This window comes from Streptomyces sp. O3 (assembly GCF_054788135.1).
The window spans coordinates 37,682-51,638 of sequence record NZ_JBTVYK010000049.1; the positions used below are offsets into that span (position 1 = coordinate 37,682).

Annotated in this window: 11 protein-coding genes and 1 pseudogene; 4 read left to right on the forward strand and 8 right to left on the reverse strand. The window is 66.2% G+C overall.

Annotated elements, in window-relative coordinates:
* Nucleotides 1-10: 10 nt before the first annotated feature.
* The 4 genes from ACX6XY_RS23055 to ACX6XY_RS23070 all read left to right on the forward strand — a co-directional run bounded on the left by ACX6XY_RS23055 (nucleotide 11) and on the right by ACX6XY_RS23070 (nucleotide 2,444).
* Entirely contained in the window at nucleotides 11-1,012 is a 1,002-nt protein-coding gene (locus tag ACX6XY_RS23055) for a MerR family transcriptional regulator (RefSeq protein ID WP_460333943.1), read from the forward strand.
* Between the two features lie 111 nt (nucleotides 1,013-1,123).
* Nucleotides 1,124-1,570 carry a hypothetical protein gene (locus tag ACX6XY_RS23060; protein ID WP_460333948.1) on the forward strand — a complete coding sequence of 149 codons (447 nt, stop codon included), beginning with the start codon at nucleotides 1,124-1,126 and terminating at the stop codon, nucleotides 1,568-1,570.
* Between the two features lie 98 nt (nucleotides 1,571-1,668).
* Nucleotides 1,669-2,121: a DUF6083 domain-containing protein gene (locus tag ACX6XY_RS23065; RefSeq protein ID WP_460333951.1), complete on the forward strand. Its 453-nt coding sequence runs from the start codon at nucleotides 1,669-1,671 to the stop codon at nucleotides 2,119-2,121.
* 65 nt (nucleotides 2,122-2,186) lie between these two features.
* Nucleotides 2,187-2,444, forward strand: coding sequence for an LLM class flavin-dependent oxidoreductase (locus ACX6XY_RS23070; protein ID WP_460333954.1), 258 nt, complete (start codon nucleotides 2,187-2,189; stop codon nucleotides 2,442-2,444).
* 109 nt (nucleotides 2,445-2,553) lie between these two features.
* Here the strand turns inward: ACX6XY_RS23070 and ACX6XY_RS23075 are convergent, their stop codons facing one another.
* From ACX6XY_RS23075 to ACX6XY_RS23110, 8 genes and pseudogenes are all read right to left on the reverse strand, one after another.
* A complete protein-coding gene (locus tag ACX6XY_RS23075; RefSeq protein ID WP_460333957.1) occupies nucleotides 2,554-3,357 on the reverse strand; it encodes an SMI1/KNR4 family protein in 804 nt (267 codons plus the stop codon).
* A 42-nt stretch (nucleotides 3,358-3,399) separates the two neighbouring features.
* Complete coding sequence (locus tag ACX6XY_RS23080; RefSeq protein ID WP_460333960.1) at nucleotides 3,400-4,602, reverse strand: hypothetical protein; 1,203 nt, start codon at nucleotides 4,600-4,602, stop codon at nucleotides 3,400-3,402.
* A 60-nt stretch (nucleotides 4,603-4,662) separates the two neighbouring features.
* Nucleotides 4,663-4,974, reverse strand: a complete 312-nt coding sequence (locus ACX6XY_RS23085; RefSeq protein ID WP_460333963.1) for a hypothetical protein — start codon at nucleotides 4,972-4,974, stop codon at nucleotides 4,663-4,665.
* A 346-nt stretch (nucleotides 4,975-5,320) separates the two neighbouring features.
* The gene (locus ACX6XY_RS23090; protein ID WP_460333966.1) at nucleotides 5,321-6,940 is read right to left on the reverse strand and encodes an endonuclease NucS domain-containing protein; all 1,620 of its coding nucleotides are present in this window, start codon (nucleotides 6,938-6,940) and stop codon (nucleotides 5,321-5,323) included.
* Nucleotides 6,941-7,045: 105 nt separating this feature from the next.
* Entirely contained in the window at nucleotides 7,046-8,605 is a 1,560-nt protein-coding gene (locus ACX6XY_RS23095; RefSeq protein ID WP_460333969.1) for a class I SAM-dependent DNA methyltransferase, read from the reverse strand.
* Nucleotides 8,602-10,131, reverse strand: coding sequence for a restriction endonuclease subunit S (locus tag ACX6XY_RS23100; protein ID WP_460333971.1), 1,530 nt, complete (start codon nucleotides 10,129-10,131; stop codon nucleotides 8,602-8,604). Before ACX6XY_RS23100 ends, ACX6XY_RS23095 begins: the two co-directional genes overlap by 4 nt.
* The gene (locus ACX6XY_RS23105; RefSeq protein ID WP_460333973.1) at nucleotides 10,128-13,790 is read right to left on the reverse strand and encodes a DEAD/DEAH box helicase family protein; all 3,663 of its coding nucleotides are present in this window, start codon (nucleotides 13,788-13,790) and stop codon (nucleotides 10,128-10,130) included. Before ACX6XY_RS23105 ends, ACX6XY_RS23100 begins: the two co-directional genes overlap by 4 nt.
* 53 nt (nucleotides 13,791-13,843) lie before the next feature.
* Nucleotides 13,844-13,957 (reverse strand): annotated as a pseudogene (locus ACX6XY_RS23110) (LLM class flavin-dependent oxidoreductase); the annotation flags it as partial.

The following is a 13,957-nucleotide window of genomic DNA, read 5'->3' on the forward strand; positions in this document are numbered from 1 at the left end:
TGCCAGCACGATGACGCGAGGGGAGAGGGGTGGGGCCGTGGCCGAGCAGTCCACCGCCGCCGAGCACAGGGCCGCGGCCGGGCACCGGGTGGAGTACCGGATCGAGGATCTGGCGCACCACAGCGGTGCCACGGTCCGGACGATCCGGGCCTACCAGGACCGTGGCCTGCTCCCCCGTCCCGAGCGGCGCGGCAGGTCGAACGTCTACGGGGGCGCGCATCTGGCCCGGTTGCGGCAGATCGCCGACCTGCTCGACCGTGGCTACACCCTGGCCTCCATCAAGGAGCTGCTGGAGGCCTGGGACTCGGGCCGCGGCCTCGGCGGAGTGCTCGGCCTGGTCGCCGAGGTCGACGGCCCCTGGACCGACGAGGAGGCCGACCGGGTCACCCGTGCCGAGCTGGACTCCCGGTTCGGCGGCCGGTCGGACGACGCGGCGGTGGAGGAGGCCATCGAGCTGGGGGTACTGGAGCGGATCCCCGGCAGAGACGACGAGTTCCTGGTGCCGAGCCCCCAAGAGCTCTCGGTAGCGGTCGAGTTGCATGCCGCGGGCGTCCCGCTGGCCGCGATCGCCACGCATCTACGGGAGTTGCGCGGCCAGGTCGAGCACATCGCCTCCCGCTTCCTGGAGTTCACCACCGAGCATGTCTTCGCCCGCTATCTGGGCCACACTCCGCCGACCGACGCGGACGCGGCCGAGGCGGCCGTACTGGTGCGTCGGCTGCGGCCGCTCGCGCAACAGTCGGTGGACGCCGAACTCGCCCGCGCCATGCGGACCTTCGCCACCCGTCATCTCCAGCATCACCTCGGGGCCGCGCAACCCGCGCCCGAGCCGCGCGGTGAGGTGTCGGTGCCCCTTCCGGCCCGCACGGTTCAGGCCGTACACAGCCTCGTTGGACAGGAGAACACCGCGGAGTTCATCGCGGTGGCAGCGGAACGAGAGGTCCAATCCAGGACATTGGACGCCTTTGCGTCAAAGCACTTGGATCACCTGAATATTGGCGAAAGCCATTAACTCTGCGGGCACTTATCCACAAGCTTACTAACTCGCCTGTGGATAACCGGTGTTGCCTGTGGATCATGCCTGGCGCGAGGTCGCCTCCCGGCGCACGGCAGGATGGTGGCCATGGAACACCTGGGGAGTACCGAAGCCGCCGTCCGGGCCGTACGCGAGATCGCCGATCAGTACGGCCGCGCATGCCACGCCACCCATGACATCGGCGCCGACCAGACCTCACGCCGCACCGCCGCCGGTTTCACCGCCACCACCGACCCGGACGGCTCACTGCCGCACGAGGCCCACCTGGAACTCGACGGCTCCCCGGCGGTCGAGGTACGGATCTTCCCCGAAGGCGACGCCAAGATCACCGTCGAGAACGTGGAGTTCCACGACCTCCCGCTCGACGACGTACCCCCGTTCCTGCACTCGGTGTACGGCGGCCTCGCCTACGTCAAGGGCCGGTTCTTCCCACCCGGCTGGCGCCTCGTGGTGCCGCTGCCCGGCGACCGAACGTACCGGGAGATGACCCACCGCGTCGGCCTCACCCCCTGGCTGAGCAGCAAGGTCCGCTGAGCCGGGCAGCCCGTGATCGCTGGCCGTACATGGATGTCAGAGGTGGGTGGAAGGATCTCCCCCGTAGGCCGCCGGTTCGGATCTTGTGGGTGGGGATCATGGTGTTACGTCATCAGCTGGACTACGGGGAACCGGGGTACGGACACCCCGGCCGCGATCCGGTCCTGGTCGGCGACGTCGTCGCGGCGCTCACCGCCGACACCATCCTGCGCGCGGCGCGCACGCCCACGGCGGCGTCGGACGCGCGACGGCCGGGCGTGACCACGTGCGGAGAGTGCGGCGGCGAGGCCGCCTGGCATCGGACCCCGCGCGGCCGCTGGACGCTGATCGAGCCCGGCGACGTACGCATCGACGCCGTCCCGGCCGGAAAGCGCTGGCGTATCGCGGGCGACGGCACCGCGGTCAACCTCGGCCGGGCCGCGCCGTCCGACACCTGCCGGATCAGCCACTTCGACGTGTGCCCAGGCCGCCCGGCGCCGACGGGCTCGCCAGTCCTGCTCGCGATATGGCGACGGCACGCCACCCGGCGGGCGGAAGGGCACATCGGCTGACGCGCCCGCCCCAGCCGTGCCCCGCGCCAGCCGTGCCCCGCGAGCGTCGCCGTAAGCTCGGGGACATGAGCCTGCGTCTGAGCACCGTGATCCTGCCCGTACGCCGCTGGCACGACGGCGGGGGCCGCGCCCAGTGGCAGCGCGCCGAGGAGCTCGGTTTCCACACCGCGTACACGTATGACCACCTGTCCTGGCGCACCTTCCGCGACGGGCCGTGGTTCGGCGCGCTGCCCACCCTGACCGCCGCGGCGGCCGCCACCGAGCGGCTGCGCCTGGGCACGCTCGTGACCTCAGTCAAGCCTTTTTCGCCTATCGCAGGCTGACCTGCCGAAAATCCGTCTCGGTTGCGTGCCGGAATCCCCATATGTGTAGGCTCGCCGACCGCTGGCCCGGTACCGCCGACCAGGCTGCGGATGCCGTTGGCGGCGGGGTTCAGTCGCTTTCCCGGTAGTTCATGAACCAGTGGGTGTCGAAATAGCGGGCCATCGTGAACGGGTGGTGCGGGTCGACGAGGATGCGGGAGACGAACTCCGCGGTCTGGCAGTCGAAGGGGACGTCTTCGCCGTCGAAGGAACGGACCACGACGGGCCAACGGTCGGGATCGTCGCTGTCGGCCCTCCAGCAGTACAGTTCCTCGTGCTCCGTGCTCGCCCAAATGAGCAGGCCGTCCTTCCTGAGATCCGTCCACGGTTCCGTGTGCAGGTCCAGGAAACCGTCGAAGGCGCCCTCGCCGAACGTCTCGACCATGCGCTTGTAGTCGCTCGGCAGTGCGGTGTCCAGGCGCGACTCCACCTCCGCCCAGTCCACGTCCGGCCGCTGGGCGGGCTGTGTCCAGCCGGTGATCCGTATGAGGCGCTCCACCCAGTCGACGTCCTCGTCCTCGTCCGGGGCGACCGCCAAGGGTTCGGGTACCTCCCTGTGAGCGACCACCAGCACAGGCCGCTCGGTCCCTTCTGCGTCCTGCACCGTACCCGTGCCGACCCACTGGTCCCCGTACGCCCACGCCCGTATCGTCACGGCCCGGTCCTCGAAGGGGACGAGGAGAGCAGCGCCCCTGGACTCGTCGGCCGTCGGATCGGTGAAGCCGTCGAGGACGAGGGTGCGCGGGGCGCCGTACCTGTTGCCGAGCAGGTCGGTCAGTTCCTGGGGGTCCAGGTCGCTGGGCAGGTACATGTAGCCGTCCTCCGTACCGAGTTGGGCCAGCAGGTCGTTGACGGTCGCTTGCGTGAGCTCCATGGCGGACAGTGAAGCGCACCGCACTGACAATGGACGTGACTGTCAGTGCCCGGCGGCAAGGGCGCTGAGGCGTTCGCCGATCACAGAGACACCTGGACGGGGCTCTTTCGCGTAGTACCAGGGCTTGCGTCGGCGCAGTAGCGCCTCGCCGTGTTCACTCCAGGTGAATCCGGGCTTTCGCAGCAGCTTCCGGAACACGGCGTCCGCTGTCTCCGGGTGAGCGGCGACCAGTCGGCGGATCGGCAGCGGCGTGATCGACTCATCGCGCAGGTACGTGCGCAGCAGATCCTGGTGCTGTCTGCGGCCCGCGAGGGCCGGATCAGCGAAGAGGTCCCGCAGCATCCCGTAGTCCGCGTAGAAGTTGAGTCCGTCGACCTGGTCGTAGATGACACCGATGGTGTCCGAGTCGGCCAGTTCTGTCGGCAGCTCGAACAAGGGAAATTCCGGGCCGGGGCGCCGCCTGCCCCGGCCACGGTCGGGCTGTCCGGCGACGGCGGCCTCCTGACGGTGGCGGTAGTAGGAGTTGAGGAGGTCCTCGGCTTCGGCAGGCGGAAGGACCAGTTCGTCGCTGCCGCAGAACTGGACGAAAGCGGCCCGGTCTTCCTGCATCCGCTGCCAGCCCTGCTCGATCTTCGCGGGGTTGCGGAAGACCAATTCGGGTCGGCTGGTCGCCAGGCGGACAGCGGCCTGGGCGATCTCGGCGGCGCTGGATCTGGGGTAGCTCGACATCGCCCCGGACACCAGCCATGCCCCGTCGGCCGAGTGGACCGGTACCAGGCAGGTGTGGAGGAAGCACCCCCTGGATACTCCGCGGAACGCCGCCCGCCCGACATTCGAGTACGTGCGGTACTCCAGGTCGTCGACCAGGTTCAGCAGGACGATGGCATCCCCTTCCTTGCGCTGGATCTCGAAGATGCCCTCGATCGGGTCACGCCAGCCGAGCAGCATCTCCCGGTCGACCGCGGTCAAGTCCTTCTGCCGGGTGACGAACCGGTCCACCACGGTCGAACCGTCCGGCAGGCGGTACCGCAGGATGAAGTGGTCGATGGTCCGGATCGCCTCGCCCTCATCCAACTGGCTCTCAGGCCCTGCGGCTTCCAACAGGAGAGGCGTCAACCACCGGTCGAAGCGGGCGCTCTGCCCGAAGGCGACCAGCTGTCCTTTCAACTCGGCACTGCGCTCGATGAGGTCGGCCAGCGACGGTCCGTCGTCGCCCTGATGCCTGCCCTGTACGACGTCAGCCACGTTCAGTTCCTTCCGCACAAGCCGGTTCCGCGTGAGGTGTGAGGTGTGAGGTGCTCGGCCTCAACCGGCCCAGTGACGGTATGCCTCGATCCACTTCGCGCCCTCGGGTGCCGGGCTGGGCAACGGCAGTTCCAGGATTCCGATCGACTGCCGAACGCGGCCGCGAGTGCACAGGGCGACGACCCTGCCATCCGGCGTCAGGTCGATATCGCGGACGGTTACCTCGACGCCGAGAACCGCGGTGGTGAAGGGCAGGGTGAGGTGCTCCTCAAGCAGAGTGAACAGACCGGTCCGCTGCTCGTCCTCGGTGTAGGCGTCGACGGTCGCCTCTTCGATCATGGCCTCAAGCTCGGCCGTATCCAACCCGTCCATGGGGCCACGCTAGCGGCCCTCAGGGTGGCACCAGGCGGCAACGGTGCCACTGTTGCCCCACTCCGGTATGAGGGCGCATGGTGGCCCTCGGCATGCGCCGGCGCCGCCCCGGTCGCCGCGCTCACCGCAGTCTGGCAGTGGACTGGAAGTGACGACAGCTGTGGTGAGCCCGACGTCGGCCGTTACCGTGGAAGTCCAGCGAGGACGTGGGAGCTCCGGATGAGGCAGGGCGACGTCGAGTACCGGGCAGCGCTGGACGAGACGATGGAAAGCCTCCGGCGTTGGGCGCGCAGCCTGACCTGCTCTTTCGCGGTGCTGGGGCCAGCCACGCCCAATCCAGCGAGGACTAAACGACATGGACGAGAGCGCGGTACTCCTGGGCCACCAGCTCCACCTCGTGAGAATGCCTGTTGAGGTACTGCCCGATCGAGACGATCTCGCCGTCAGCCGCAATGCCTCCGTACGCCTGTGCGTACCCGCGGGGGTCCGTGTCCGAGGAGTAGACGCGAGCGTCCTGATCTTGATGCACCCAGATGCGGTGCTCGTCGGCCACAGTAGCCTCGGCCCCAACGGGGCCGATCTTCTCCAGGAGCACGTAGTGCAGCCCCAGGAGATCCAAGAGTTCTCGGTCACGTTCCCACACGGTCCCCGCGTACATGTTGCTCACCAGGAACAGCGGGTCTCGGTACACGAGCCGTACCGCATCGGGCAACGACATGCCCCGGCCGTTCCAGCACAGGGCGCCACGTACCGAGTGCCGTAGCCCTTGGCGGGGTACTGCTTCGCCCAAGATCATGGGCAGGAGATTCTCCATGCGGTTCGGCCACCCATGGATGATTGCTTGCAGGAGGTCACAGGGGTTGTAGATGTGCAATCCGACGTCTCCCTCACCGACCTTCGGGCCCACTTCGTCGAGCCAGCCGTCCACGAGGGCCTCCCACTCGTGGTTGCCGGCCAGGCTTTGCCGAGTCTCCTGTCGGAATGCCCTCCAACGGCTGGCTACCTGCGGGCTGGCGGTGCCCGTGTAGAGGATTTGGCTGTCTCCTCGTTCGTCCCCGGTAAGAAAGCGGAACAGGTCCTGCTGCTCGAAGGCAGCTGTGTCGTCGTAGGCGCCGGTGCCTCGGAAGCCTTGGATGGCCCAGTTGGGATCATCACGGAGATTCTTCAACAGCCCTGGTCGTGCCGACTCCATGTTCATTCCGCGCAGCTTGCTACGCGCAAGACGGTTGCAGATCTCGCAGAGGGCCAGGTACTCCGCCTGGTGCTCGTCAGCGAACGGCTCAGGCCCGTCGTAACCACCCAGGAGATCCGCTGCGGCGAGTTCCGCGTTCACCCGGCCGACCGCCAGGTACAGGCCGAAAGGCGCAGGGATGTAGTGCTTCTCCGCTACCCGGTCCAGATCCGCAGCCAGCAGGTCGAGCGCCCCCAGCTCGTCCGCGACCTTGCTGATGACCCTCCAGCCCTGCTCGCGCTGTTCCTCCGTGGTGAAGAAGAACAGGTTGTGGATGGGGGTGACGCGGGGTTCGAACGCTCGGGGCAGAAGCTCCACCCGCTCGGTCCCGATGGGAGCGCCGTTGCTGTCCAGGAGCAGTTGGTATCCGCGAAGATCATGACTCCAGTCGCGCGCGGCGTGACTGACAGCGATCAGGAGTTCCTCCCAGTCATCCGGCATGGCAACGATCACTGCACGGATGCGGTCCGGCGCGAGGTTCTTCTCTCGGCAGAGAAGCTCGGTGTACTTGTTGACCTCGTGCAGGGCTTGCCGCGCGCTGGACCGGGATCGCTTCAGCTCGATGACCACCCACATCTGATGGCGGTCACGGGCCAGGATGTCGATGCTGCCCCTGGTGCCATGTGCGTTAGGTAGCGGGTACTCCTCGAACTGAACCGGTCGGAGTCCCGGCTCAATCAGCTCCAGGTTCTGTACGAGCGCATTGCGCAGAACGTTCTCAAGAGGTGGTCGCATGGCCGAAGGCTAAACCGAAGCACTGACAACGGCCGGATGGTGGGACACAGTTGGCGATCCTCGTACACATCAGCCACCATCCTGCCGAGCACGACTCATCTCAGGCTATCCGTTCACCTCGTTCTCCAACCCGGCTGCGTCAGACGGCTGGCGACCAGCCTTGGCCTGCTCCAGCGTCTCGGCAATGGCGGCGAACTCCGAGAGCGCGGCCTCAAGATCCTCGACGATCTCGGCGGCCAGCACCTCAGGGGCAGGAAGGTTGTCTGCGTCGTCGAGGCTCGGGGCACGAAGCCAGGTGATGTCGAGGTTCGCCTTGTCGCGGGCGATAAGCTCGTCGTAGGTGAAGGGCTTGAAGCGCTCGCTCTCCACCCTCTTGGCCCGGTCCTCCTCGGGCTTGTAGCACTGCACGAAGTCTTCAAGGTGAGACCGGGTAAGCGGTGTCTGCTTCAGCGTGAAGTGCTGGGCTGTGCGGAAGTCGTAGACCCAGAGCTTTTCCGTCCAGGGCTGGTTGGGGCGGGCCGGCTTGCGGTCGAAGAACAACACGTTGGCCTTGACGCCGCCCGCGTAGAAGATGCCGGTGGGCAGGCGCAACAGGGTGTGGACGTCGTACTCGTTCAGCAGCCGTCGGCGGATGGTCTCGCCGGCGCCCCCCTCGAAGAGCACGTTGTCGGGGATGACGACGGCCGCTCGGCCGTGGATCTCCAGCAGCGAGGCGATGTGCTGGACGAAGTTGAGCTGCTTGTTCGTCGTCGTCACCCAGAAATCGCGCCGCTCGTAGGCGATGGCCTCGCGGGCGGCGGACCCGTCATCGCCGTAGACGGTGATGGATGACTTCTTGCCGAACGGCGGGTTGGCGAGGACCAAGCTCGCTCGCTTGTCGGGCGGCGCGGCGAGGGCGTCGCGGGAGCGGACGAGGGCAGGCCCGGTGGGCTGGCCGATGCCATGTAGGAAGAGGTTCATCGCAGCGAGCCGCGCGGTGTTCCTTACCAGTTCGGTGCCCCAGAATCCGCCGCTGCTTAGGTGCTTGCGCTGCTCGGGGGTGAGACGACTGCCGTACTCGTGCAGGATGTACTCGGCTGCCGCGAGGAGGAAGCCGCCCGTTCCACAGGCAGGGTCGGTGATCGTGTCGTCCGGCGTCGGGCGGACGCAGTCGATGATGGCCTGGATCAGCGGGCGCGGGGTGAAGTACTGGCCAGCACCCGACTTGACGTCCTCGGCACCTCGGGCCAGCAGTTCCTCGTACGCGTCGCCCTTGATGTCGGTCTTCTGGCCTGACCAGTTCTCCTTGTCGATCAGGTCCTTGACGAGGCGCTTGAGCTTGGCGGGGTCGTGGATGCGGTTCCGGGCCCCGTTGAAGATCAGGTGGAAGGTGGTGTCCTTCCGCTGGTTGCCGAGATCCTCAAGAAGTTCGGTGTACGCGGCTTCGAGGGCGGCCCCGTCGTTGTTCAGCAGCTCGGGCCAGCCCCGATTCTCCCAGACCGACCCCTCGGGCATGATCTGCTCCCGGAAGGTCGGCGGCCGGGACTGCGCCTCGTGCGCCATTTTGAGGAACACGAGGAGCGTCAGCTGCTCGACGTAGTCGATGGTGGAGACGCCATCGTCCCGAAGGACGTGGCAGTAGCTCCAGAGCTTGTCGACGAGCCGACGGGCCTCGGTCGTGGTCACGAGGGGAACTCCAGGTCGAGGGTGGGCTGAGTGGCAGAGGTGGAGGCGGAAGGGCCAGTGGCTGGGGGTGGTGCGCCCGCCAACGCGACGGTGTCCCGCTTGCGCTGAGCAGCGGCCCGGCGGGGGCTCCGCCTCTGCGGCTTGGCCGCCCCGGCAGCCGCGCGATCGGCACGCATACGAGTGAGAAGTGCGTCGGCTGGTTCCTCAAAGGGGTCCTGGGAAACAAGGCTGCCAGCAAAGGCTTCGGTGAGGAGGGATCGGCGGAGCGCTTCCGCCCGCTTTTCGGCACGCACCAGTGCTTCCTGCAAGCGGCGAACCTTGTAGACCCGTTCGTTTACCACCTCCATGACCGCGTCCTGCAGCAGAACAGGTGGAGTGGGAATCCTGACCTCGCTGCGGAATCGCCCCAGACTCACTTTGCGCTGAGCTACCCCCCTGGTAGCGCATTCAATCTGCCTACGTACCAATGTCGAATTGACCGCTACCACAAGGTAGTCCAGGTTCCAGTGTCGAGCGGGGCGCAACCGGATGCAGTCAGCCGTGACGATAGCGTCTTGTTTCTCTTTATAGGCAGCGGCATCCCCTGGCGGTTCTCCCATTTTAGTAATAAGGAGATCGCCGCACTCAACAGAATGCGCCTCCAATTCCTTAGCCTTCTTTTCAGATACGTATCGCGTCGACGTGAAGTCAGCTGACCGAATATTACGCACAAAAACCAGAGGTACGCCCGCTTCTTCGTAATCCGACACCTTGAGGTTACTCCCAAAGGGGCCGATGACGATGCTTCCCCTTAGGCCGTCAGTCAAATCTGCAGGCGCGCGCCATTGCCATCCGTTCGCAAGGGAATCTTCCGTCATTGACTTTGAAGCGCTCGACCAACCGTTAGCGATCCGCCCGCTTGCAGCATCATCCCAGATAGACTGCAGAAGCATCGTGGCATCGACCTTAGCCTTGGCAACCATATTCAGAGCGGCGCCTAGGCGGGAAAGCTGCTCCTCGAGCGTGGAGACGATGCGCCGCTGCTCTGCCACTGAGGGTAGCGGAATCTTCACCTTTTTCAATTTCGCCGTGCTCAGCGTATGCAATCCGCTAGTTGACGCCGCGACCTGGCGGATTTGCTCGGAGATTACGGGAGAGTTCCAAAGGAGTTCGAGAAACTCAGCCAAGATCGCGGGACCTGGTCTCACTCGAATCAAGTGATTCTGGTGGACGCAGTCCTTGATCTCGCCCTTCCAGCGAGCCGCTCTACCGAGCTGCGAAACGCTTCCGTTCCCCTCGACGACAAGTAGATCACCGGGGGCCAGGGCAAACCTGTCCAGCTCTCCATCAAAGAGTTCGACCTCGTGTACTTCTCGGAGGTCGAGCCGACCGCTGGCGACGTTTGCAACGCGAAGGAACGGATATTTATTTTCGATCGGGTGACGCTTTTGCTGCTTTTGGATACCGCCTTGCACCTCGGCGACTTCGTCCAGTCGGGCGCGTGCCCATCCCTCCGGCAGTTCCGAAGGAAGATCGCCTTCGCTCACGCACCCAGCTCCTGTCCCATCTCATCCAGTATCTCGGCCCCGCGCTCGGCTCCGAAGTCCCTCAGGAAGCCGTCCACGCCACCGCGCTCGATGAAGGGTACGTCGCGGAGCTGGTCCGGCTCGATCGCGGCGTCTGTCGCGATCACGTCCACGATTCGGTCGAGCCACCACACCTGGTCCGGGGTGAAGGACGCGCCCGACTGCTCCTGCCGGGCTCGCCAGGCCGCATAGCGTTCCTCCACCAGTGTCCGATAGGGACGAACCTCCTGGTCGACGCCCAGCTCGTACCGGATCAGCCCGATGAGGTCGACCACACTGGCCTTGCCCCTAGGGCGCTCGCTCGCCTTGCCGAGTTGTACGTACGCCTCATACAGACCCGTCGGGGTCCACTGGAACGGGGGACGCTCGATGCGCCGCGCGAGGTCGCGTAGGCGGCGGTAGACCTCCTTCGGGTCGCGTCGCTCGCTGAACGCGATGTTGAACGCGGCGATCTCGTCCTGGTGGTCCTTGAGGTACTGCTGCCACGAGGTGACGCGGCGCATGGCCAGTTCTTCTGCCGTGACGCCCCTCGCTTCCGTCAGGGTGTCCGCGTTCACCTCGTCGATGACGATGTCGTGAGCGCGGCGCATCGACATCAGTCGAGTGCGCAGCTCGCTGTTGGAAGCGATCGGCTTCAGCGCTTCGATCATGTCCTGCCGGATCTGCTCCTGACCGCCGATGCGGCGGGCGCGCTCCTGCTGGTCGGGGTCGACGGCGCGCACCAGGCCGCCGACGATCTCCTGAAGGGGCTGGCCAGCGAGTTCCTCGATCTCGGTCTGCTCGTCGGAAGTCAGCTGGTGGTCCAACCGGGCCAGGCGGCCGGCCAGGGTGGCGATCTCGTCCTCCGTCATGGCGAGTCCGGCGGTCTTAGCCATCAGCCGTTCCAGTGGGAGCTTGCGCTCCGTGGACCGGTTGAGCGGGCGAGCGTCCACGCGAGGAGAGTCCGTGACGCCGACCGCGTCCACGATCACGAACCGCTCCTTGACCCTGGCATCTGGAGTCACTGCCTGGAACTCCGCCGGGTCGATGGTCCGGGAACCTCGGCCCTTCATCTGCTCGAAGTAGGCCCAGCTTTTCACGTCACGGAGGAAGAAGACGCACTCCAGCGGCGGGATGTCCGTCCCGGTGGCGATCATGTCGACGGTCACCGCGATACGCATTTCAGGGCTGTTGCGGAACGCCTTGATCAGTTCGGCGGGCCGCTTCGCAGCGTGCGTGATCTTCCGGCAGAAGTCGTCGGTGCCGTCCTCCCCGAAGATCATCCGGACCATCTGCACGATCTCGTCGGCATGGTTGTCATCCACCGCGAAGATGAGTGTTTTGGGAACGTGGGTACGTGACCGCTGCATGTCCCCGTCACCGACCGGCGGGAAGATGTCCGTGAACAGGCGGTCACGGAACGTCTCCAGCGCGAGCTTAAGCTGCCCCTTGCTGATCACCTGGCGGCCCAGCTGGGACGCCTTCCACTCAAGATCGTCCTCCAGTTCCTGGTATCGCTCCCGGCGGGTCTTGCGCTCGCGCATCGGCACGACCGTCTCCGCGGGGATCGTGCCACCGTTCTCAGCGAGCTCGGTGCGGATACGGAAGACGTCGAAGTCCACGTTGACCCTGTCGGCGACCGCCTGCTCGTAGGGGTACTCGCTGACCAGATTCTGGAAGAAGAAGCCGAAAGTCTGGGCGACCGGCGTGGCCGTCAGACCGACCAGATGCGCGTCGAAGTACTCCAGCACCGCACGCCACTTGCCGTAGATGGAGCGGTGGCACTCGTCGACCACAATCAGGTCGAAGGTCTCCGGGGGAAGATCCGGGTTGTAGGCGACCTCCACCGGTTCCTTCACGAGGTCGTAGCCGTCGAGCTCCTCGTCGTTATCGTCCGCGCTGGGAACCGGTCGGCCGGTCAGCGCCAGCCACAGCCGCTGCACCGTGGAGACTACGACGTTTGCCGAACCGAGGACGGTGTCACCGGCGAGCCGTTGCGCGACGTACAGCTCGGTGAACTTGCGACCGTCATCCGGGGTGTCGTAATTCTCGTACTCTGTCGCTGCCTGGGTGCCCAGATTGTTTCGGTCCACGAGGAACAGCACCCGCTTGGCACCCGCGTGCTTGAGAAGCCGGTAGCTCTCGCTGACCACCGTGTACGTCTTGCCGGCTCCGGTAGCCATCTGGATCAGTGCGCGGGGGTCGTCCTTGGCCAGTGAGCGTTCCAGCCCGGTGATCGCCGTCACCTGGGCGGGGCGGAGCGGGTCAGGGTCGAGGAAGGTCTGCGGAAGTCGACGAAGACGTGCCCGCAGGGTCGGCGCGGCCGGATCCGCCTCAGCCTCGTCGATCCAGCGGGCGATCGTCTCCGGACGATGCACGGCGAAGATCTCACGGGTACGCGGGGACGGGTCGAGGGCATTGTGGAAGCGAACGGTGTTGCCGTCCGACACATAGCGGAAGGCCAGGCTTGCACGCCAAGCGCTGAGCTGCTGGCTGCGGGTGAGACCGGTGGCATAGCGGGCCGCCTGCTGCATTGCCGCCTCCAGGTCGGCGCCCTCCCTCTTGGCCTCTATGACGCCCACGAGACGCTGGTCGACGTACAGAAGATAGTCAGCGCGGCCGACTGCCGTGGACACCTCCGCCACGGCGACCCCCCGCCCGGCGAAGAGATTCTTCGAGTTGTCCTCCTGGACGGTCCAGCCCGCCAACTCAAGGGTCCTGTCGAGCTCCTTGCGTACCTGCGCTTCGTTCATCGGCGGCCGGGCGGCCTTCTGCGCATGCGAGATGAACTCATCCCGCTTCGACGCCCCGTCCAGCGGCTGGGCCGTTGTGCGGGATTCCAGAGCTGTCGCGGTGAGTTCGTCGATCTGTTCGCTGAGTTCGGCGACTAGGTCATGGAGCGTTGCGCGCTCCGCCTCGGCTTGCGCCAGTTCGGTTTCGGCCTGGGCTCGGGCGGTCTGCTCCCGCTCTAGCCTGTCCTGCTTACCGTCGTAACGAAGCCGCGCCTCCTCCAGCCGCCGACGGTACGCCTCAAGCTCGTCGCGGAGCTGCTCCAGCTCCTGCTGGTCGGCGGTTGTGGTGGGGACGGGAGCGGCAGAGGGCCGGGCCGGAGCCAGGAACACCCGGTGCGTGGTGTCAGACGGCGTGAGAGAGCGGTGCAGCCAGTCGCCAAGCCGGAAACACGCCTCTACGGCCTGCAGCGCGGCACGGACGTTCGCGTAGTACTCGTGGACCGCGCGGTTGCCCGTCGTCCGGATCGCCTCGAACCACGCGTGCACCTGTGGCACGAGTACGCCGTTATCGGCGAGAGCCCTGATTCGGTGGACCTGCTTGTTGCTGGACACCGTGACGTTGACCAGCCCGAGCAGGTGCCGCGCCATGACCTCGCCGAAGAGTCGGCACTTGAACATGGCGGCGTGCGGGTCCGCGTGGACGTAGGACTCCGCGGAACAACCGAGTGTCACGAGTAGCGGCTCATGGCCAAGGAGGTGGCCGAAGTTGGCGGAACCTGCCGCCAGCCTGGCTACCTTCTCGTCCCTACCGCCCTGCCCGGGGTTTGCCGACGGCATCATCATGTTCTCCCCCAACACTTTTCGACGAGCAAAGCCTTGCAGGCTTTCACGAGAGGAGGGAGGGGGCAAGCCCTAATGAGGGTGGTGATCGGCGTCCCGAGCAGCCAGTCGATCGTGAGCGTTCAGCCGAGCTGTGTGACCGCTTCCGTAGCGATCCGTTCGAAGACGGTCTGGTCGGCCGCGAAGTCCGAGTCGGGGATCGGCCAGTGGAGCGCGATCTCCGTGAAGCCCAGCTC